Here is a 21044-nt window from a genome sequence, read left to right as displayed (position 1 = left end):
GCTCCTTCATCATGTCGAACGATTCCCACCTGTCGTCAAACATAATCCGCATTCCCGAAACAGCGGGCGTGGATTGGGAACTCGGCCCGCGCGACCCGGCCGCGAGGAGGGGTCGCCGCGAACCGGCGGTTCGCGGCCGCCTCGCTGTTCTGGTGTCGTCGCGTAGGCGACGAAGGGGGTGAGCAACAGTGCCCGAACCCGGAATCGGCGGGGCCGCGAACTCGAGCGCACCAGCGCTCCAGCCGAATCTGTCGGACCCCGCGCCTAGCATTGTCAGCGGGGGATCATGTCCGGTCGGCGGATGACGATGGAGAAGGGATTCACCAGGTGGCGGAACGCCTCACTGTGCGCGGAGCTCGGGAACACAACCTGAAAGGGGTAGACCTGGATTTGCCGCGCGACAGCCTGATCGTGTTCACCGGTCTGTCCGGTTCCGGGAAGTCGAGCCTGGCGTTCGACACGATTTTCGCCGAGGGGCAGCGCCGCTACGTCGAGTCGCTGTCGGCCTACGCGCGACAGTTCCTCGGGCAGATGGACAAGCCGGATGTCGACTTCATCGAGGGCCTCTCGCCCGCGGTGTCGATCGACCAGAAGTCGACCAACCGCAACCCGCGGTCCACGGTCGGCACCATCACCGAGGTCTACGACTACCTGCGCCTGCTCTACGCCCGCGCGGGTACGCCGCACTGCCCGGTGTGTCACGAGCTGATCGAAAAGCAGAGCCCGCAACAGATCGTCGACCAGGTGCTCGCCATGGACGACGGCCTCAAATTCCAGGTGCTCGCGCCGGTGGTGCGCACCCGCAAGGGCGAGTTCGTCGACCTGTTCGACCAGCTCAAGACCCAGGGCTATTCGCGCGTGCGGGTCGACGGTGTGGTGTATCCGCTCACCGATCCGCCGAAGCTGAAGAAGCAGGAGAAGCACGACGTCGAGGTGGTGGTCGACCGCCTCTCGGTCAAGGCCGCTTCCAAGCAGCGCCTCACCGACTCGATCGAGACCGCGCTGCGCCTGGCCGACGGCATCGTCGTGCTCGATTTCGTCGACCGCGACGAGCACGCCCACGACCGTGAGCGCCGCTTCTCCGAACGCCTGGCCTGCCCCAACGGTCACCCGCTGGATATCGAAGACCTCGAGCCCCGCTCGTTCTCGTTCAACTCGCCCTACGGCGCCTGCCCCGACTGCACCGGCCTCGGCATCCGCAAGGAGGTCGACCCGGAACTCGTGGTGCCCGACCCGGACCTGAGCCTGGCCGAGGGCGCGATCGCCCCGTGGTCGCGCGGGCAGACCGCGGAATACTTCAACCGGTTGCTCTCCGGCCTGGCCGAGGCAGTCGGCTTCTCCATGGATACCCCGTGGCGCGAGCTGCCGACGAAGGCGCGCAAGGCGGTGCTGGAAGGCAGCTCCGACCAGGTACACGTGTCCTACACCAATCGCTACGGCCGCAAGCGCTCCTACTACGCCGATTTCGAAGGCGTGATGCCGTTCCTGCAGCGGCGCATGGACAACACCGAGTCCGAGCAGATGAAAGAGCACTACGACGGCTACATGCGGGATGTGGCGTGCCCGGTCTGCAACGGCTCCCGGCTGCGCCCGGAGATCCTGGCCGTCACCCTGGCCGCGGACGGCACCGACAAGTCGATCGCCGAGGTCAGCGAGCTGTCCATCGGTGATTGCGCGCACTTCCTGAACTCGCTCACGCTGGGGGAGCGCGAGGCCGCGATCGCCGGTCAGGTGCTCAAGGAGATCCAGGCCAGGCTCGGGTTCCTGCTCGATGTCGGTCTGGAGTATCTGACGCTCTCGCGCGCCGCCGCGACTCTGTCCGGTGGTGAGGCACAGCGCATCCGGCTGGCCACCCAGATCGGTTCGGGCCTGGTCGGTGTCCTCTATGTCCTCGACGAGCCGTCGATCGGCCTGCATCAGCGCGACAACCGCAGGCTCATCGAGACGCTGCTGCGTCTGAAGAAGCTGGGCAACACCCTGATCGTCGTCGAGCACGACGAGGACACCATCCGTGCCTCGGACTGGGTGGTCGACATCGGTCCGCTCGCCGGCGAACACGGTGGCCGGGTGGTGCACAGCGGCCCCTATGCCGAACTACTCGAGGTGCCCGAATCCCTCACCGGCGCTTACCTTTCGGGCCGCGAGCAGATCGAGCTGCCCCTGGTGCGCCGTGCGATCGACAAGAAGCGCAGGCTCACCGTCGTCGGCGCCACCGAACACAATCTGCAAAACGTCGATGTGGCGTTCCCGCTGGGTGTGCTCACCGCCGTCACCGGTGTCTCGGGCTCGGGCAAGTCGACCCTGGTCAACGACATCCTGGCCACCGTGCTGGCCAACAAGCTCAACGGTGCCCGCCAGGTGCCGGGCAGGCACACCAGGATCAACGGCCTCGACAACCTCGACAAGCTGGTGCAGGTCGACCAGTCGCCGATCGGTCGCACCCCGCGCTCGAATCCCGCCACCTACACCGGCGTCTTCGACAAGATCCGCACCCTGTTCGCCTCCACCACCGAGGCGAAGGTCCGCGGCTACCAACCGGGACGGTTCTCGTTCAACGTCAAGGGCGGCCGCTGCGAAGCCTGCTCGGGCGACGGCACGCTCAAGATCGAGATGAACTTCCTCCCCGACGTCTACGTCCCCTGCGAGGTCTGCCACGGTGCCCGCTACAACCGGGAAACCCTGGAGGTGCACTACAAGGGCAAGACCATCGCCGAGGTGCTCGACATGCCGATCGACGAGGCCGCCGACTTCTTCGAGGCGATCACCTCGATCCACCGCTACCTCAAGACTCTGGTCGAGGTCGGCCTGGGCTACGTGCGACTCGGCCAGAGCGCGCCGACTCTGTCCGGTGGTGAGGCCCAGCGGGTGAAACTGGCCGCTGAACTGCAGAAACGATCCGCTGGGCGGACGGTCTACATCCTGGACGAACCGACCACCGGTCTGCACTTCGAGGACATCCGCAAGCTGCTCAAGGTGATCAACGGTCTGGTCGACAAGGGCAACACGGTGATCGTCATCGAGCACAACCTCGATGTGATCAAGACCGCCGACTGGGTCATCGACATGGGCCCCGAGGGCGGTTCCGGCGGCGGCACCGTGGTCGCCACCGGCACGCCCGAGGACATCGCCGCGGTGTCGGACAGCTACACCGGTCAATTCCTCGAAGGGGTCCTGGCCGCGCCGACGCCGAAGAAGCCCGCGGCGAAGAAGGCAGCCAAGAAAGCCGCCCCCGCGGCGAAGAAGGCGCCGGCGGAGACACCTACGGCCAAGCGGTTGGCGCGAAAGGCAGCCGCGCTGCGCTGAGCCCGGCTACCGTCCTTCCGAGACGTTCCGACAGGGACTTTCCGAAAGCGCCACGAAGTGAAACGGCCGTGGGTAACATTCGCCTCACCGTCCCCGGAATACCGGGTCGTGGCGGTTTGTCGACGGCTCGATCGTCGTGTAGTTCGAAAGGAACGTCCTCATGGATGAAGCCACCACGGCGCTCATCGCCCAGATTCTCGGTTTCCTCGCCGGCGGCTCCTCGGTGGCTTACGAGCCCACCAAGCCGACTGTCTGATCCGCGGAATCGAAAGGAAAGCCTGAAATGGATACCGGAAGCTCGGCGCTGTTCGCCGCAATCGCCAACATGATCACCTCCGGCTCGGCCGTGTCGGTCACCCCCGGCGGCCCCACTCCGACCCCCGTGGTCTGAGTCGCGACGCTCGTTCGCCGCACAGAAAAGATCCGCCGACGCGATCGCGTCGGCGGATCTTTTCGTCGACAGGTCTCAGTGCACCGGACCGGTGTACTTCTCGCCCGGGCCCATCCCCGGCGCGTCCGGCACCGAGGACGCCTCACGGAACGCGCGCTGCAGCGCCTGCAATCCCTCGCGGATCGGTCCCGCGTGCGGGCCGAGGTACTCCACCGACGCCGTGACCAGCCCGGCCAGTGCGGTGATCACCCGGCGCGCCTCGTCGAGGTCCACGCCCGCGCCCGAGTTCGGGGTGTCCCCGGCCAGGCCGAGCTTCTCCGCGGCCGAGCTCATCAGCATCACGGCGGCGCGGCTGATCACCTCGACGGCGGGGATGTCGGCCAGGTCGCGCACGGGTGGATCGAGCTCGTCAGTCATGCTGATCAGGCTATAGCGAGCCCGATTCCGAATCCTCGCGCCCGGCCGATTCGGTGATAGCCCAACGCCATGCTAGGCTTTTCGCTGACGACCGCCCCTGGATGTGTCATGCATCCATGGGGCAGATAAGTGGAGCCCGACTCCCACCGTTACCGGCGAGCGATCGTTCGGATCAAACGGTCCCGGTCACCCGCTCATTGTGGCGGGTTTCCCGTGTGCCTCGCACGCGGGGGTCGACAGCCGAGCTCGTGAGAGCGTTGGCTGTGGGCGATCGGTCGACATCGGGCCCCGTCGCGGAAATCCGCAGCGGGGCTTTCGTGTTGAAACAGGGGTTGCAGTTATTGCGTGCGGTCGTTAAGACGACACCGCTTGACCTAGGAGGCCCCATCAGCACTGAGACCCGCATCAACGATCGCATCCGTGTTCCCGAGGTTCGTCTCATCGGACCCGGCGGCGAACAGGTTGGGATCGTGCGTGTTGAAGATGCACTACGCGTCGCGCTCGAAGCCGACCTCGACCTCGTCGAGGTAGCACCCGATGCCCGTCCGCCGGTCTGCAAGATCATGGACTACGGCAAGTTCAAGTACGAGACCGCGCAGAAGGCGCGCGAGTCCCGCAAGAACCAGGTCCAGACCGTGATCAAGGAGCAGAAGCTCCGCCCGAAGATCGACGACCACGACTACGAGACCAAGAAGCGCAACGTTGTTCGCTTCCTCGAAGCCGGGTCCAAGGTCAAGGTCACGATCATGTTCCGCGGTCGTGAGCAGTCGCGTCCCGAACTCGGCTTCCGGCTGCTCCAGCGTCTGGGCTCCGATGTTGCCGATCTCGGCTTCGTGGAGACCTCGGCCAAGCAGGACGGCCGCAACATGACCATGGTCCTCGCTCCCCACAAGGGCGCGAAGACGCGGGTGAAGGCCCAGCAGGACTCTTCGGCCCCGGCGGCAGTTCGCCAGCCGACCGGTCCCGCGAGTGCCGAACCGGCCGCGCCGGTCGAGTCGGCAGCACCGGTCGAGCAGGCCGCGCCTGCCGAGCAGGCTGCGCCGGCCGACCCGCAGTAAACGATTTCAACGACTAGATAGAGGAATCCATGCCGAAGAACAAGACCCACAGCGGCGCCAAGAAGCGATTCAAGGTGACCGGCCGGGGCAAGCTGCTTCGCGAGCAGGCGAACCGTCGCCACCTCCTGGAGCACAAGTCCTCTCGCCGGACTCGTCGTCTGGAAGGCACGGAGTCCGTCGCTTCCGTCGACGTCCCCCGCGTGAAGCGGCTGCTGGGTCTCGCCTGACCTTCGGGTCACGCAGGACCGTCGCAACCCGACGATTCCGCGGCCGGGATAACCGGACGCCGACAACTACCGAATTCGGGCGCCGCCGCGCCCCCAGATGATCAAGGACTACCAAAGTGGCACGCGTCAAAAGGGCCGTCAACGCTCAGAAGAAGCGCCGTTCCATCCTCGAGGCCTCCAAGGGCTACCGGGGCCAGCGTTCGCGCCTGTACCGCAAGGCCAAGGAACAGCAGCTCCACTCGCTGACCTACGCCTACCGCGACCGCAAGGCGCGCAAGGGTGACTTCCGCAAGCTGTGGATTGCTCGTATCAACGCCGCCGCGCGTCTGAACGACATCACCTACAACCGCTTCATCCAGGGCCTCAAGGCCGCTGGTGTCGAGGTGGACCGCAAGATCCTCGCCGAGCTCGCGGTCTCCGACGCCGAGGCCTTCGCCGGCCTGGTGGCTGTCGCCAAGGCCGCGCTGCCTGCCGACGTCAACGCCCCGGCCACCGCTGCCTGAGCTTGACAACACACCGCGATCTGCCGGAACGACCCGTGGACGCGCTCTCCGAGCGCAATCCGCGGGTCGTTTCCGCTGTCAAGCTCCAGCGCGCGTCCCAACGCCGCAAGTCCGGCCTGTTCCTCGCCGAGGGCGCCAACGCCGTGTCCGCCGCGCTGGAGACCGGCCGCGTCCGCGAAATCTTCTATTCTCTCGCCGCCGCGGGCCGGGACAACGCATTGATCGCCGGTGCCACCGCCGACGGCATCCGCACCACGCTGGTCAACGATCGCGCCGCCGAACATCTCGGCGAAACCGTGACGGCACCGGGTCTGGTGGCCGTGTGCGAGACGCTCGACGTCCCACTCGGCGAAATCCTCGACCGTGGTCCACGCATGCTCGCGGTCCCCGTCGAGATCGCCGAACCGGGCAATGCGGGCACTCTGATCCGGGTGGCCGACGCGGTCGGCGCCGACGGGGTGGTGCTCGCGGGCGACACCGTCGACCCGCACAACGGCAAATGCGTGCGCGCCAGCGCGGGCAGCCTGTTCCACGTCCCGGTAGCCCGCAGCCGCGATATCACCGCGACCCTCGACGCGATCTCCGCCGCGGGCGTGACGATCCTCGCTACCGCCGCCGACGGCGAAGTCGACCTCGATTCCGCCGACCACATCCTCAGCGGTCCCGTCGCCTGGCTCTTCGGCAACGAGGCACACGGCCTCGATCCCGCCGTCGCCGCCCGCGCCGACCATCGCATCCGTATCCCCATCCATGGCCGCGCCGAAAGCCTGAATCTCGCTGCGGCGGCGGCTATCTGCCTCTACGCCGGCGCCCGCGTCCAGCACGCGAAGTAGGGCGAGGGCCGCCCGGTATCGATCGCGCAGGGGTGGATGCGGCACTAGACTCGGGTAACGATGTCCTGCGCTACCGAGGAAGTGCCGCTATGACCGCGACTCCCGATCCCGACGGACTGCGTCTCAGCGACGGCGAACGGACGCACGCGCTCGACGTGCTCGGCAAGCACTTCGCCGACGGGCGGCTCGACGTCGCCGAATTCTACGACCGCTCGGGCGCCGTCGCCGCGGCCCGCACCTTCGCGGCACTGGCCGAACCGTTCCACGGTTTGCCCGGCGGCGTGCCGCTGACCAGGATGGACGGACGGTTGGTCGCGGTGTCCGCTGCTGACGGCACCGTGTCGAAGAGCAGCGACGGAAAGGTCGAGGCCTCCACCGCGGCAGCCGAACTCTCCGCGCTGCGTGCTCGCGGTGACACGGTCGCCTCGATCGACTGGATCATCGTCGGTATCACCCTGATCAGTTTTCTCGTGTTGCAGGTGATCGTCGGGTGGGACTACGCCTGGATCGTGTGGCCGTCGCTGATCATCACGCTGAGCATTCCGCGAATGATCCTGCGGTTCAGCGATTCCGACGAAAAAGTCTATGAGGACCTGAAGAAGGCCGACAACAAGGCCAGGAAGAAGCGGCTCGCGGAGGCCGCGAAACGAATCCGGGAACTCGAAGACGGCCAGAAGTAGCGGGCCCGCCCCGGCTCACGACGGTGCGCTCCCGGTCCCGGAATTGCTCGATCTGAGCACGGCCGACCGGCCTCAGCACGCGGGTGTGGTGGCGTTGCGCAGGTCGGTGAGGATTTCGGTGGCCCAGGGGAGGGGGATCGCCTCGCTGCCCGCGACCTGCATCGCGGTCATGATCGTGAGCAGCATCCCGGTCGCGACGAAGCGACGTGATTCGAGGGTGTCGGCGCCGGTGAGCTCGGCGATCAGGCGATAGATACGCCCGAAACGTTCCCGCATGTGGTCACCGATCGCCGGATCCGCGCTGGCGGCGGCGCCGTGCAGCAGGACAAGGGGTAGTTCGCGTTCGGCCAGGAAGACATCGAAGCTGTGGCCGAGGGTGCGCAGTGCCTCCGCGGTGTCGGCGTCGGGGGCGATATCGGCGTCGCGGAACACCTGCTCGATGCGAGTGCACACCTCGAGCAGGCAGGCGAGGAACAGGTGCTGCTTGGTGCCGAACAGGCGGATCACGTAGGGCTGCGACACCCCGGCGCGCCTGGCGATCTCATCGGTTTTCGTTGCGGCATAACCGGAGTCGGCAAACGCGTGGATCGCGGCCTCGAGTACCTGCGCGCTGCGCTCGGACGCGGTCATCCGGGTTCTCGTCATCGGTGACGCTGCCTCCTCGGTTGATTGCCTCTTGACATGTTATCAGCCGATGCATAACCATGGACAAGAAGTTATCAGTCAATAACAACTAAAGGGCTGGGCATGACGCAGACACTCGAATCCGGCGACCCGCGAGCGGACGCGGTGCCGCCGAACACCGGAGCGAAGAGCAAGCCGCTCGGGGCGGTGATCGCCGCCGTAGGAATTCCGATGTTCATGGTGACGTTGGATAATCTTGTTGTCACGAACGCGCTACCGGTGATCAAAGCCGAACTGGGAGCGTCACTGTCGGATCTGCAGTGGTTCATCAACGCCTACACGCTGTCTTTCGCCGCGCTGCTGCTGTCGGCGTCGGCGCTGGGCGACCGGATCGGCCGTCGCCGCGTTTTCCTGGCAGGCATCGCTATCTTCGTCGTCGCCTCGGCGGCGTGCGCGCTGGCCACCGAACCGTGGCAGCTCATCGCCGCCCGTGCGGTGCAGGGTGTCGGCGGCGCGGCGGTGATGCCGCTGTCGCTCACCCTGCTCGCCGCGGCGGTTCCGGCGAAGATGCGCAACGCCGCGATCGGCATCTGGGGTGGCATCGCCGGCCTGGGCGTCGCGCTCGGTCCGGTGGTGGGCGGCGCGGTCGTCGACGGCCTGAACTGGCAGTGGATCTTCTGGCTCAATGTTCCCATCGGCTTGCTGGCGCTGCCCTTCGCCGCTCGCATGCTGACCGAATCACGAGGCGTCGCAAGAAAACTCGACTACCTCGGGGTGCTGCTCTCGGCCGGTGGTGTGCTCGCGCTGGTCTGGGGTGTCATCCACGGCGCCGAAGACAGCTGGAGCGCACCGCAGGTACTCACCGCCCTGATCGGCGGCACCGCGCTGCTCGTCGCGTTCGTCGCCTGGGAGAACTACGCCATCGACCCGATGCTCCCGCTGCGCCTGTTCCGATCTCGTGGGCTGAGCCTGAGTTTCGTCGTGTCCTTCGGCTTCTCGTCCGGAGTCTTCGGGTCGATCTTCCTGCTCGCCCAGTTCTTCCAGGTGGTCCAGGGCTATACGCCGCTGGAATCGGGCATTCGCACGTTGCCGTGGACGCTTGTCCCGATGGTCATCGCTCCTTTGGCCGGTCTGATCGTCGACCGGGTCGGCGCTCGAAACCTGATCGCCCTCGGGCAGCTCTGCCTGGCGATCTCCCTGGCCTGGATGGCGATGGTCACCTCCGCCGACGTCCCCTACCTCGCCTTTGTCGCTCCCTTCGTCCTCGGCGGCATCGGCATGGGCCTCACCTTCGCCCCCTCCTCGACCATCGTCATGGCCAGCGCGTCCCCTGCCGACCAGGGGATGGCCTCAGGAATCAGCAGCACCATCCGCGAGGTGGGCGTTGCCATGGGTATCGCCGTGCTGGCTTCGGTCTTCGCCTCCTACGGTGCCTACACCGACCCCCAGGCCTACGTAGACGGGCTGGTACCCGCGGTGTGGGTGGGCGCCGCGCTGGTCGCCTGCGCCGCGGTGGTGGCAGTGTTCATTCCCCGGCACAACCGGCCCGCGGAATAGCCACTGACCGGTTCTCGGAGCAGGTGGTTGTGGCCGAAAGGCACGACAACCACCTGCTCGGCGTCGTCATAGACGATGTCGCCCGGATCCGTCGAGTCCAACCGCTCCCACGCGACACCGTGCGTATCGAGAATCGCGAGATATCCCTCGACGCGCTCGATCATCGACACCGCCTCCGCCTTGAACCACGAGGCCGCGCCCGGATGCAGGTCGCGGTCGTACACCCGTGGATCCACATCGCTCGGATTCGTCAGATTCTCGCTGAACCAATCGTTGCCGACCCGGCGAAACCGCACCTCCCGAGCACTCAGATGCCCGGCGGCCCACAACCCGTCGACCAGGCCGAACACGCCCGGCTGGCGACCGTGCCGATGGGGCCGCGCAGCCTGGAACCGAACATAGGACCGTTCACCGGCCGACTCGACCCGAGGGTCACCGGGCCCCGTCATCCGACACTGTCCGGATGCTGCCCCTGCTCCGGAGCCGCCTGCTGTTCGGGCCGGTTCGCGCACAACCCCGCCGCACGCGGGAACGGTCGCCGTGCCACCGGCCGAATCCCGAAGCCGCACAACGCAAGCCCGCTTCCCGCGGCGGTAGCCCGAACACGCCGCCCCCGCGGCGATCCCGGATCGCAAGTCTGTTCAGCCATCGAGTCATCCTGTTCTCGAGTCGAACACGCCGGTGTATTTGCTCATTTGGACGCGCCCCGAACCCATTCGGTTCCCTCGAATCCAGAAAGTTTCCGATTCCGCTGAGAAACAGGCGATTTCGGGGACCGCCACCGCCCGCGCCCTCGTCGATGTCGCTGTAGGTGCGGTGTGCGGGGCGGGCGGCAGGTTCGAGCTCGGTCGGTCGATCACCGGCGTTACCGGCTCGCGGTATCGTTGATCACGGCAGTCCGCACGAATGGAGCGACCGCATGGCCCTTCCCGCGATGCATCCTCGGCCAGGCAATCTCCGTGAGGTCGCCGAGGAGATCGAACGCGCGACCGGTCTGCGAGTCGAGATTTTGGGAGGGGCGCTCCTGATGTCACCGACCCCGCGTGGGAAACAGGCGGGGTCCATTCGCCGGCTGCGCCAGCAGTTGGAGCCATCGATGCCGGAGGGACTGGCGGCCTACGAGGTCACCTCGATCGCGATGCCCGACGATGTCGACGATTACTGCACCCCCGATCTGGTCATCCTTCCGGACACCTGGGACACCGACGATGACTGGCTCGCCGACCGCTCGATGTCGAACTCGCCGTCGAAGTGATCTCGAAGTCGGAACGGGCGGCCCAGATCAACGGCAAGAACGGCTGGTACGCCGCGGCAGGTGTTCGAGCCCTTCTCGTCATCGACCCTCGCGTCGGTCGCTGGGCATTGTTCGCCGGTCCCGCCGCAGGCGGCTACGCCGAACTGATCGAAGGCGTATACGGCGATACGATCGGTCTTCTCGCGCCTCTGACGATGTCGCTCGACACCGCCTGCCTGCCTCGATACGACCAGTAGTCGCCTTTGCGCGACGCTGCCGTGCGGCCGGTCTGCCGGACTGCCGGACTGCCGACAGATCGGTACGGGGACGTTCGATCACCTCGCTGACCTGGACCGGTCAGTCCACATAGCGACCCCGCCCACCAGCGCTGATCCCCCCGCGAGTAATCCGGATGAATCGCGCGAACCCCATCCCATAGGATTTACGCAGCACCGATGCGGGATGGCAATGACGCGCCCGCGAACCGATCCCCAGGGGAGAGTCGAACAATCGTGGCCGACGACAACAGTGGAGTCGAGCAGAGTGCCTCGCTGACCGAGGAGGCGCTCGCAGCAGCGGCGGCCGAGGCCGAAAAGGCGTTCGCGGCGGCGAGCGACCTGGATGCGCTGGCGGTTGCCAAGACCGACTACATCGGTGGCAAGTCGCCGATCGCGCTCGCGCAGCGTGGGCTGGGCAGTGTGCCCAAAGAGGAGAAGGCCGAGGCCGGTAAGCGGGTCAACGTCGCGCGCAAGCGGGTCTCCGACGCGTTCGAGGCACGCCGTGCCGCGCTCCTGGCCGAGCGCGACCAGGCTGTGCTCATCTCCGAGAAGATCGACGTCACGCTGCCCGCTCGTCGTCAACCGGTCGGTGCCCGGCACCCGATCACCGTCATCTCCGAGCAGATCGCCGACTTCTTCGTCGGCATGGGCTGGGAGGTCGCCGAGGGTCCCGAGGTGGAAGCCGAGCACTTCAATTTCGACGCGTTGAACTTCCTGCCCGATCACCCGGCGCGCACCATGCAGGATACCTTCCACATCGCCCCGGAGGGTTCGCGCCAGGTGCTGCGCACGCACACCTCCCCGGTGCAGGTGCGGTCCATGCTGGAGCGCGAGGTGCCGATCTACGTCGCGTGCCCCGGCCGCACCTTCCGCACCGACGAGCTCGACGCCACCCACACCCCGGTGTTCTCGCAGGTGGAGGGTTTGGCGATCGACAAGGGCCTGACCATGGCACACCTGCGCGGTGTGCTCGACGCGTTCGCGCAGGCCATGTTCGGCCCCGAGACGCGCACGCGCATGCGCCCGAACTACTTCCCCTTCACGGAGCCGTCGGCGGAGGTCGACGTGTGGTTCCCGAACAAGAAGGGCGGCGCGGGCTGGATCGAGTGGGGCGGCTGCGGCATGGTCAACCCGAAGGTGCTCATCGCCAGCGGCATCGACCCCGAGGTGTATTCCGGGTTCGCGTTCGGCATGGGTATGGAGCGCACACTGCAGTTCCAGACCACCATCTCCGACATGCGCGACATCGTCGAGGGTGACGTGCGGTTCACCCTGCCCTTCGGTATCCGGTCTTAGAGAGAGAGCGAAACGTCAAGTGCGAGTAGCACAGTCCTGGCTGACCGAGATCCTGCAGCGCACCACTCCCGAGTGGTCGGTGTCGGCGGAAGAGCTCGACGCGGGTTTCGTCCGTGTGGGTTTGGAAGTCGAAGAAGTCGACGAGCTCGAGCCGATCGGCGGCGAGATCGACAAGCCGCTGGTGGTCGGTCGCGTCGCCGAGATCACCGAACTGACCGAGTTCAAGAAGCCGATCCGCTTCTGCAAGGTCGACGTCGGCAATCCCGAACTGCAGGAAATCGTCTGCGGCGCGCGCAATTTCGCGGTCGGCGACCTCGTCGTGGTCGTGCTGCCCGGTGGTGAGCTGCCGGGTGGGTTCAAGATCTCCTCGCGCAAGACCTACGGCCACACCTCCAACGGCATGATCTGCTCGGTCGCCGAACTCGGCATCGGCAAGGATCACGACGGCATCCTGGTGCTCGAGCCCGGTTCCGCGCAGCCCGGCGACGACGCGAACGTGCTGCTGGGCACCGATGACACCATCATCGAGCTCAACATCACCCCCGATCGCGGCTACTGCTTCTCGGTGCGCGGCCTCGCCCGCGAACTGGCGTGTGGATTCGACCTCGAATACGCCGACCCCGCCGTGCGCACGCTGCCCGACGCCGACGTCGAGGCCTGGCCCGTCCGCCTGGAAGACGATTCGGACTGCACCCGCTTCGGCGTGCGCCGCATCACCGGGATGAATCCCGACGCGGTGAGCCCGCTGTGGCTGCAACGCAGGCTGATGCTGTCGGGCATGCGCCCGATCTCCCCGGCGGTGGACGTCACCAACTACGTGATGCTCGAACTCGGTCAGCCACTGCACGCCTTCGACGCGGCAAAGCTGCACGGCGGCTTGGTCGTTCGCTCGGCGCACAAGGGCGAGACCCTGCGCACCCTCGACAACACCGAGCGCACCCTCGACGCCGAGGACGTGGTGATCGCCGACGATTCCGGCGTCATCTCCCTCGCCGGTGTCATGGGTGGCGCGACCACGGAGGTCGGCGCCGAGACCACCGAGGTGGTGCTCGAGGCAGCCACCTGGAATCCGCTGCGGGTGTACCGCACGTCGCGCCGTCACAAGCTCTCCTCGGAGGCGGGCAAGCGCTACGAACGTGTCGTCGATCCCGAGATCAACATCGCCGCGCTCGACCGCGCCGCGACCCTGCTGGCCGACATCACCGGCGGCACCATCGAATCCGCGCTCACCGACATCCGGGTGCCGTTGGAGCCGGTCGCGCCGATCGCGATGGACATCGACCTGCCCGACCGCGTCGCCGGCGTCACCTACCCCGCGGGCACGTCCGTACGCAGGCTCGCCCAGATCGGTGCGGGTGTCGATATCGAGGTCAACGACGCGGGCAAGACCCAACTGCTGGTGACCCCGCCGAGCTGGCGTCCCGACCTCTCCCAGCCCGCCGACCTGGTCGAAGAGGTCCTGCGGCTCGAGGGCTTGGAACAGATCCCGTCCATCCTGCCGACCGCGCCGGGTGGTCGCGGCCTGACCGCGCAGCAGCGGCGTCGCCGTGCGGTGAGCCGGGCGCTGGCCTTCGCGGGCGCCGTCGAGGTGCCGCCGCCCGCCTTCCTGCCCGGTGGGGTGTTCGAGGTGTGGGGTCTGGACGCCGACGACCCGCGCCGCAACACCACCCGCGTGCTGAACCCCCTCGACAGCGACCGCCCCGAACTGGCGACCACGTTGCTGCCGGGCCTGCTGGAGGTGGCCGCCCGCAACATCTCGCGTGGTGCGCGCGACCTGACCATCTACGGCATCGCCCAGGTGGTGAAGCCCGGCGCGCGGACCCACTCGGTCGAAGCGCTGCCGGTGGATCGTCGTCCCACCGACGAGCAGATCGCCGAGCTCAAAGCCTCACTGCCCGCCCAGCCGGTGCACGTGGCCGCGGTGCTCAGCGGTAAGCACGACCCGCGTGGACCGTGGGGGCCGGGCCGTGCGGCCGAAGCCGCCGACGCCTTCGCGCTGGTCGATGACATCGCCGACGCGGCAGGCGTCGTGATCGAACGCCGGGCTGCCAATTACCTGCCGTGGCATCCCGGCCGCTGCGCCGAACTGCTCGTCGACGGTGTCGTCGTCGGGCACGCGGGCGAGCTGCATCCGGCTGTCCTGGAGCGCGCCGGGCTGCCGCCGCGCACCTGCGCGCTGGAAGTCGACCTCGATGCCCTGCCGTTGAGCGAATCCCTGCCCGCCCCCACGGTGTCGGCGTTCCCCGCCGTCCTGCAGGACGTGTCGATCAGCGTCGAGCAGGCCGTCCCCGCCGCCCAGGTGGAGACCGCGCTGCGTACCGGCGGGGGCGACCTGCTCGAGAGCATCGCCCTGTTCGACGTATACGAAGGCGCCCAGGCGGGCGAGGGCCGCAAATCCCTCACCTACGCCCTGCGCTTCCGTGCCCCCGACCGCACCCTCACCGAAGACGAGGCCAGCGCCGCCCGCGACGCCGCCGTCGCCTCGGCCACCACCGCGGTCGGCGCCGAACTGCGCGGCCAGTAGTCGTTCGACAACCGAGGCCGCTCGGCACCCGTCGGGCGACCTCGGTTGTCGATCAGTGTGGTTCGCCGGCGGGTCGGCATGCGCGGATCCGCCCGGCGAGCTTGGGCTCGGTGCGGGGGCGGGATAGGTTGGTCGATGTGTCGATGATGAAAGGCGCCAATGTCGCGGTGCCTGCCTCCGCGGTCCGCGTCGAACTGGGTTGGCAGTCGGGGCCGAGTGTGCCCGATGCCGACGCGTCCGCGCTGTTGCTGGCCGGGACGAAGGTGCGCTCCGACGACGACTTCGTGTTCTACAACCAGGCCGTGCATCCCTCGGGGGCGGTGCGGTACGAAGGAAAACAGCAGGGCCACACCGTTGTCGACGCGCTGTCGGTGAATCTCGGGCAGGTCGAGCCGCAGATCGAGACGATCGTGCTCGCCGCGTCTGCCGACGGGGGGACCTTCGGCCAGTTCCACGGGCTCTACATCCGGGTGATCGATACCGCGAACGGCGCCGAGGTCGCGCGGTTCGACAGCAGCGGAGCGACCACCGAAACCGCGTTCGTGCTCGGTGAGCTGTACCGCAGGCAGGGCGCGTGGAAGTTCCGCGCGGTCGGCCAGGGATACGACAGCGGACTGGCCGGGCTCGCCACCGATTTCGGCATCTCCGTCGACGAGGCCCCCGCTGCTCCGGTAGCCCCGCCGCAACCGCCTCCGCCGCCGAGCCAATCCTTCGCACAGGGGCAGCCGAGTCGGCAACAGTCCCACATCCCGCCGACTCAGCCGTTCATTCCCGCGCCCCAGCCGAATCGACCGCAGTCACCCGCGCCGCAGCCGCCGCAGCCGTTCAACCCCGCGGTGCAGCCGAACTCGTCCCAGCCGGGCCAACCGTTCGCCGCGGCCCACCAGCAGGCACCCGGTGTGCCCCAGCACAACCCCCGATCCGGCACGCCCGCAACACCTCCGGTCAGCCTCGCCAAGCTGTCACTCACCAAGGAAGCCCCGTCGGTGTCGCTGGCGAAACACGGTGCCACGGGTGGCGTCATGCGCGTGAACCTCAACTGGACCTCGATGGCCGCCACCGGCCGCCTCTTCGGCAAACTCCGCGGCAAGAACATCGACCTCGATCTGTGCTGCTTCTTCGAATTGGCCAACGGCGCAATCGGTTCCGTGCGAGCCCTCGACCGCCGCTTCGGCGCCCTCTACGAACCACCGTTCATCCACCTGGACCAGGACGACCGCACCGGCGCGAGCATCACCGGCGAGAACCTGTCGATCAATCTCGACTGCACCCAGTTCATCCGCCGCATCCTGGTCTTCGCCTCGATCTACGACGGGGCAGGCGATTTCCGTAATGTCCACGCCACCGTCACCCTGCAGACGGCGAACTCCGCGCCCATCGAGATGACCCTCGACGGTTGCACCGACAACTCCCGTGACGCGGTGTTGTTCGCGCTGGAGAACGTCGACGGCGAGTTCGTGGTGCGCCGCGAGGGCACCTTCGTGCGCCCGCCCGCCGGACAACCGGGCGGTGGCGTCGTGGAGATCGCCCGTCTCTACCACTGGGACTTCGGTTTCCAGGCGGGCCGTGGCAAGTGATCCGCCACCCCGCCACCCGCGTGCTGAACGCGCTGGTCTACCACCCGGACAAGCATCTCGCCCACACCCCGGCGGCGCTGGGCCTGGACTACCGCGATCTGACCATGCGCACCGCCGACGGTCTCGACGTGCACGGCTGGTTCGTCCGTGCCCAGCGCCCGCTCGGCCACATCCTCTACGCACACGGCAACGCGGGCACCATCGGTGACCGCGTTTCGATCATCGCGCTGCTGGTCGAAGCTGGTTTCGACGTACTGGCCTTCGACTACCGCGGCTACGGCCACAGCGCGGGAATCCCGAGCGAGCAGGGCACCTACCTCGACGCCAGGGCGGCTCGTCTGGCTCTGCTCGACCAACCGGAAGTCGACCCCGATCGGGTCTACTACCTGGGGAAGTCCCTCGGCGGCGGGGTGCTGCTCGAACTGGCCACCGAGCATCCGCCCGCGGGCATGATCCTGATGTCGACGTTCAGCGGTATGCGCGCCGCTGCCCGCTCGGTCTACCCGTTCCTGCCCGCTCCACTGATCCCGAACGCCTATCCGAGCGTGCGCTACATCGCGACCTTGCGTGTTCCGGTCCTGATGATGCACGGCGATCGCGACGAACTCCTCCCGCTGCGCCACGCCGAACGCCTGTACGCGGCGGCGCCGGACCCGAAACAGCTGATAGTCGTGCCCGGGGCGGGACACAACGATGTGATCGACACGCTCGGCGCCGAGTGGGCGAAGATCATCGCCGACTGGGCAGCTCGATAACCGGCTCTCCGGTCGTCGGTGGTGGCCGCTGATTCTGCGTAGCCTGGCGGTATGAGCGAAACGAGCGAACTCCTCGGCCGCATGGCTGCGCTGCCCGACGGCGAGCTGGTGTCGGTGCTGCGCGCCGCGGTCGCCGGACGCCCCGGGCTCGGCGCGGTCGCCGCCGCGCTGGCCCAAGCCGAAATCGGTCATGCCGAAACCGGATCGCCTGTGACTCTGGACACCGACGTCGTCGACGCCGATGTGGTGCCCGTCGCATCCGGGCAGGTCGGGGGCACGATGCCGGTACCGCCGGTACCGTCTGGGCTACCGGCGCCCGGTGCACCCACCGCCACCGGCGGATACTCCACTTCCGGCGTGCCGACATTCGACTCGGTTCGGGATAAGGTCGAGCAGCGTTTCGGCACCGCGCAGGGAATGGACGAGCTCGACCGGCAGACTCCCGCGGGTCGCAACGTCGACGAACAGTGGGAGGCGCGGGAAAAAGCCGCGCGTGCGCGCCTGGATCAGATCCGGAAATCGGTGCAGAGCAACGATTCCGGCGACAAGTAGCCACGCGTCCTCCCTTCAGCAACGACCGTGATGGGTGGACACAGAAATGACGCAGGCGCGCCAGATCGCCGACCGACTGCTCGACGCGCAGGTGGAGTTCCTGCTCGATGAGGTGACCGGAGAACGGTTCGCCGAGGTGATCGCCCGCGACGTGGCCGCCGTGCTCGCCGTGGGGGAGACGATTCGATTCGGTGACGTGGTCTCCCTGGAACAGGGCGAACAGACGGTGGCCACGGTGTTCGACCGCATCGGCGGTAGTCCCGTGATCGCCGACACCGTCGGCATCTTCTCCGACGCCATCTACGACCACATCGCATCCAACACCGAGTACACCCTCGGCGACGTCGTCGACCGCGAGCCGGTGGAGGCGCTGCTGGAGAAGATCTTCGGGATGCACCAGGCGCAGGAGCGCATTCTGGACCGGCTCACCGAGAGCCCGCTCGTCGCCACCGTCGCCTCGCGGTTCGTCGACAAGCTGGTCGGCGACTTCGTGCAGGCCAATCGTGAACGCGCCGAGAAGATCCCGGGTGTCTCCTCGCTGATGTCGCTGGGGCAGTCCGCGGCCAACCGGGCCAAGAAGGTCGCCGCGGACAGCACGTTCGTCGGCGATCTCGCGGGCAAGGGCGCATTGTTCGCGCTCAAGCGCACCAACAACGCGATCCGCGACATGCTGCGGGACGCGCCGGTGCACTCCGCGGCGATGGAATTCTGGGACCTGCATGCCGACGAACCCGTCGCGGGCCTGCGTGAATACCTCACGCAGAAGGACCTGAACGAGCTGGTCCAGATCTGCTACGAGATCGCGGTGACGACCCGGGAGAAGGAGTACTTCGGCCTACTGGTGCGCGAGTGCGTCGCGGTGTTCTACGCCAGGTACAGCGACCACACGCTCTCGGCGATACTGCCCGAACTCGGCCTCGACGCCGACGACATCAGCACCGAGATCCTGCGCTACGGCCCGGCCGTCATCGAGTCGGCCAAGCGTAACGGCGTGCTGGCCGAGCTGATCCGCGAACGCCTCGAGCCGTTCTTCTACTCCGAGCGGGTACTGGGAATTCTCGGCGGCGAATAACGTCACGGTAGGGCGGTGACCCGCTGACCCCGTCGGCGCGAGGTGCGCCGAGCCCGGGGTCAGCGGCTACCGAGAGGCATGCCGAACAGGGAAGCGAACTTCGCGGCGAGCGAGTCGCCGAGGAAGTCCAGGGCGCCGGGGGTGGCGGCCATGGTGCCCGCGTCGGAGGTGGTGCAGCCGGTCGGAGCCGGGATGCCGTCGAGGCGGTCACGCAGCCAGATCAGTGCGGCCGGGCCGCCGACCACTTCCGCGACGATGTGTTCGCTGGCATGGTCGCGGGTGTAGGTCAGCGACGTGTTCGGATCGCGGCAGTAGGTGTCGACCAGGGCATCGGTGGCGGCGAGGGGCAGGATCTCGTCCCACGCGGAATGCCAGATGAACAGCGGCATATCGGGGACGGACTTGCCCATCTTGGTATCGGCGAGCATCGCGGCGACCGGTGGGTCGAGCGGGCCCTCGCCGGACGCGATCATGGCATCCAGGTTCAGGAACGGCAGCAGCATCGACTGGTACTGCACGCACAGCGACGATTTGACGGCCGTCAGGCCCTTGCCGAGTGGATCGAGCCGCTGGTCGAGGTAGGCGGCGAAATCCGGGTACTCACGGGTGAGGCCGATGACGGCGGCGTAGACCAGGCCGGAGGTCAGCTGGTTGTTCGACATCCGCAGTGCCGCATAGAGGTCCGCGCCCACTCCACCTTCGGCCACGCCGACGATGTTGAGCTCCGGCGCGTAGGATGCGTGCAATTCGGCGGCGTGGCCGGTCGCGATCGAACCGCCGGAATAGCCGTAGAGCCCCACCGGTGCGGTCGGTCCCGCTTCGAGCGGAGCGAAGCTGGTGGCCGCGCGAATGCCGTCGAGGGTGATCCGGCCTGCCAGTGGTCCGGCCGCGTACGCGGAGTTCGGACCCTGATGATCCGGCACCACCACCGCCCAACCCTGTGCCAACGCCGCCTGCGCGAAGAGGAACTCGGCGGGCACCACGATCTGGCCTGCCAGTGCTGCCACCGAAAGATGTTGTAGCGCATAGGAAGGCGCGCAGTAGCCCGCAGTCGAATCCTCGGCCATCTGGACCGAGAGCAGTTTGCGCGGCTGCACTGCCTGTCCGCGCGGCTTGATGAGCGTCGCTACCGCCGGGATCGCCTCATCGCGACTGTTGTTGGAGCGGTAGGACACCTGCCAAGCGTCGACATCGATCGGCAAGAGGCCGAAATCGGCGACGTTGACCTGCCGCGCGGCGATGATCTCGCCGGGCGCGGTGGCCGCGACCGTCTCGGCGGCCGGGAGGTAGAAGCCGGGATCCAGCTCCGGCGGCAGCGGAATCACCGGGGCGGGCGCGGCGGGCGCCGGTTGCGCGGTCGCGGGGCAGGCCGCCATGACCGATACTGCCGCGACGACCGCGGCGGCCAGGGGCAACCACCGGGAAGCGGTAGGAAATCTCATCGTGCGCAGTCCTCACATTTTTTGAGACACCAGCGTCTCAATGACGGAGACTATGACACGTGTGTGGTGTAGATCGCAATCAATCGCCGACGGACGGCACCGAAATCAGGCTGTTCAGGATGGTGGAGAAGACATCGACCAGCTCGTCGACGGGGGGTCTCGGATCGTCGAGGCTCCACTGGTGCACGGCGCCGTTCACCGCACCGATGAACGCCGCCATCGGGACCCGCCAGCCGCCGGGCGGCATCCGTACCCCGTCGCGTCCGGCCGCGATCGCGGTGACCACCTCACCCCACCGATCCCTGACCTGCGCCCGATACTGCTCGATGTCGGGGCTCACCCCCACGATGTCGACGAAAGCGACTTTGGCACACCGGATGTCGTCGGTGATCGCCGTGGTGTACGCCCGGACCGCCGCGTCGATGAGCGCGCGCAGATCGCCGGATTCCGCCGCCGCCAGCGCCGCGGCCACCGCCGCCCCGGCCTTGTCCTGCACGGAGTCGTACACCGCGACGAGCAGTTCCTCACGCCCGGCGAACTGTTCGTAGAACTGCCGACGCGACAACCCCGCGACCGCGCACACATCGGTCAGCGAACTGTTGGCGTAGGACTTCTCCGCGAACACGGTCAGTCCCGCGTCGATGAACAGAGCCCGGCGCTCGACCTGTCGTTCGGCGACCGAGGTGCCGGTGTAGTTGTGTCGGGTCCGCCCAGAGGTCAC

Annotated in this window: 20 protein-coding genes; 15 read left to right on the top strand and 5 right to left on the bottom strand. The window is 67.5% G+C overall.

Annotation, left to right across the window (positions count from 1 at the left end; all coding sequences use genetic code 11):
• Positions 1 to 327 precede the first annotated feature (327 nt).
• A complete protein-coding gene (gene uvrA / locus ACFWUR_RS20660) occupies positions 328 to 3303 on the top strand; it encodes an excinuclease ABC subunit UvrA (RefSeq protein ID WP_378908883.1) in 2976 nt (991 codons plus the stop codon).
• A gap of 466 nt (positions 3304 to 3769) precedes the next feature.
• Here the strand turns inward: uvrA and ACFWUR_RS20655 are convergent, their stop codons facing one another.
• The gene (locus tag ACFWUR_RS20655; protein ID WP_378908881.1) at positions 3770 to 4111 is read right to left on the bottom strand and encodes a DUF1844 domain-containing protein; all 342 of its coding nucleotides are present in this window, start codon (positions 4109 to 4111) and stop codon (positions 3770 to 3772) included.
• A 332-nt stretch (positions 4112 to 4443) separates the two neighbouring features.
• On the opposite strand from ACFWUR_RS20655, the gene infC reads away from it, so the two are divergent.
• From infC to ACFWUR_RS20630, 5 genes are all read left to right on the top strand, one after another.
• Positions 4444 to 5169, top strand: coding sequence for a translation initiation factor IF-3 (infC, locus tag ACFWUR_RS20650; RefSeq protein WP_378909025.1), 726 nt, complete (start codon positions 4444 to 4446; stop codon positions 5167 to 5169).
• Between the two features lie 29 nt (positions 5170 to 5198).
• Positions 5199 to 5396: a 50S ribosomal protein L35 gene (gene rpmI, locus ACFWUR_RS20645; RefSeq protein ID WP_056824456.1), complete on the top strand. Its 198-nt coding sequence runs from the start codon at positions 5199 to 5201 to the stop codon at positions 5394 to 5396.
• Between the two features lie 116 nt (positions 5397 to 5512).
• Entirely contained in the window at positions 5513 to 5899 is a 387-nt protein-coding gene (gene rplT, locus ACFWUR_RS20640; RefSeq protein ID WP_019046423.1) for a 50S ribosomal protein L20, read from the top strand.
• Between the two features lie 35 nt (positions 5900 to 5934).
• The gene (locus ACFWUR_RS20635) at positions 5935 to 6732 is read left to right on the top strand and encodes a TrmH family RNA methyltransferase (protein ID WP_378908880.1); all 798 of its coding nucleotides are present in this window, start codon (positions 5935 to 5937) and stop codon (positions 6730 to 6732) included.
• Positions 6733 to 6821: 89 nt separating this feature from the next.
• Positions 6822 to 7412: a DUF1707 domain-containing protein gene (locus tag ACFWUR_RS20630; protein WP_378908878.1), complete on the top strand. Its 591-nt coding sequence runs from the start codon at positions 6822 to 6824 to the stop codon at positions 7410 to 7412.
• A 72-nt stretch (positions 7413 to 7484) separates the two neighbouring features.
• On the opposite strand, the gene ACFWUR_RS20625 is transcribed toward ACFWUR_RS20630, so the two are convergent.
• Entirely contained in the window at positions 7485 to 8057 is a 573-nt protein-coding gene (locus ACFWUR_RS20625; protein WP_378908877.1) for a TetR/AcrR family transcriptional regulator, read from the bottom strand.
• 102 nt (positions 8058 to 8159) lie between these two features.
• Here ACFWUR_RS20625 and ACFWUR_RS20620 point away from each other — a divergent pair, with 102 nt between their 5' ends.
• Positions 8160 to 9593: an MFS transporter gene (locus tag ACFWUR_RS20620; RefSeq protein ID WP_378908876.1), complete on the top strand. Its 1434-nt coding sequence runs from the start codon at positions 8160 to 8162 to the stop codon at positions 9591 to 9593.
• Here ACFWUR_RS20620 and ACFWUR_RS20615 read toward each other — a convergent pair.
• The gene (locus tag ACFWUR_RS20615; RefSeq protein WP_378908874.1) at positions 9488 to 10042 is read right to left on the bottom strand and encodes a hypothetical protein; all 555 of its coding nucleotides are present in this window, start codon (positions 10040 to 10042) and stop codon (positions 9488 to 9490) included. The two genes, ACFWUR_RS20620 and ACFWUR_RS20615, sit on opposite strands and share 106 nt — an antisense overlap.
• A gap of 470 nt (positions 10043 to 10512) precedes the next feature.
• Here ACFWUR_RS20615 and ACFWUR_RS20610 point away from each other — a divergent pair, with 470 nt between their 5' ends.
• The 8 genes from ACFWUR_RS20610 to ACFWUR_RS20575 all read left to right on the top strand — a co-directional run bounded on the left by ACFWUR_RS20610 (position 10513) and on the right by ACFWUR_RS20575 (position 18881).
• A complete protein-coding gene (locus tag ACFWUR_RS20610; RefSeq protein ID WP_378908872.1) occupies positions 10513 to 10848 on the top strand; it encodes a hypothetical protein in 336 nt (111 codons plus the stop codon).
• Complete coding sequence (locus ACFWUR_RS20605; protein WP_378908871.1) at positions 10845 to 11084, top strand: hypothetical protein; 240 nt, start codon at positions 10845 to 10847, stop codon at positions 11082 to 11084. Before ACFWUR_RS20610 ends, ACFWUR_RS20605 begins: the two co-directional genes overlap by 4 nt.
• A gap of 255 nt (positions 11085 to 11339) precedes the next feature.
• Complete coding sequence (gene pheS / locus ACFWUR_RS20600; RefSeq protein WP_378908869.1) at positions 11340 to 12401, top strand: phenylalanine--tRNA ligase subunit alpha; 1062 nt, start codon at positions 11340 to 11342, stop codon at positions 12399 to 12401.
• A 19-nt stretch (positions 12402 to 12420) separates the two neighbouring features.
• Positions 12421 to 14925, top strand: coding sequence for a phenylalanine--tRNA ligase subunit beta (gene pheT, locus ACFWUR_RS20595; RefSeq protein WP_378908868.1), 2505 nt, complete (start codon positions 12421 to 12423; stop codon positions 14923 to 14925).
• Between the two features lie 143 nt (positions 14926 to 15068).
• Positions 15069 to 16502 carry a TerD family protein gene (locus ACFWUR_RS20590; RefSeq protein ID WP_378909024.1) on the top strand — a complete coding sequence of 478 codons (1434 nt, stop codon included), beginning with the start codon at positions 15069 to 15071 and terminating at the stop codon, positions 16500 to 16502.
• A complete protein-coding gene (locus tag ACFWUR_RS20585; RefSeq protein WP_378908867.1) occupies positions 16499 to 17257 on the top strand; it encodes an alpha/beta hydrolase in 759 nt (252 codons plus the stop codon). Before ACFWUR_RS20590 ends, ACFWUR_RS20585 begins: the two co-directional genes overlap by 4 nt.
• A 51-nt stretch (positions 17258 to 17308) precedes the next feature.
• Positions 17309 to 17809 carry a PspA/IM30 family protein gene (locus tag ACFWUR_RS20580; RefSeq protein ID WP_378908865.1) on the top strand — a complete coding sequence of 167 codons (501 nt, stop codon included), beginning with the start codon at positions 17309 to 17311 and terminating at the stop codon, positions 17807 to 17809.
• A gap of 46 nt (positions 17810 to 17855) precedes the next feature.
• Positions 17856 to 18881, top strand: a complete 1026-nt coding sequence (locus ACFWUR_RS20575; protein ID WP_378908864.1) for a hypothetical protein — start codon at positions 17856 to 17858, stop codon at positions 18879 to 18881.
• Positions 18882 to 18940: 59 nt separating this feature from the next.
• On the opposite strand, the gene ACFWUR_RS20570 is transcribed toward ACFWUR_RS20575, so the two are convergent.
• Both ACFWUR_RS20570 and ACFWUR_RS20565 read right to left on the bottom strand, forming a co-directional pair.
• Positions 18941 to 20323, bottom strand: a complete 1383-nt coding sequence (locus ACFWUR_RS20570; RefSeq protein ID WP_378908863.1) for a lipase family protein — start codon at positions 20321 to 20323, stop codon at positions 18941 to 18943.
• Positions 20324 to 20402: 79 nt separating this feature from the next.
• Entirely contained in the window at positions 20403 to 21044 is a 642-nt protein-coding gene (locus ACFWUR_RS20565; protein ID WP_378908861.1) for a TetR/AcrR family transcriptional regulator, read from the bottom strand.

This window comes from Nocardia sp. NPDC058633 (genome assembly GCF_042717045.1).
Classification (GTDB): domain Bacteria; phylum Actinomycetota; class Actinomycetes; order Mycobacteriales; family Mycobacteriaceae; genus Nocardia.
Note: the sequence above shows the minus strand (reverse complement) of the source record. Positions and strands in the feature narration are given on the sequence as shown.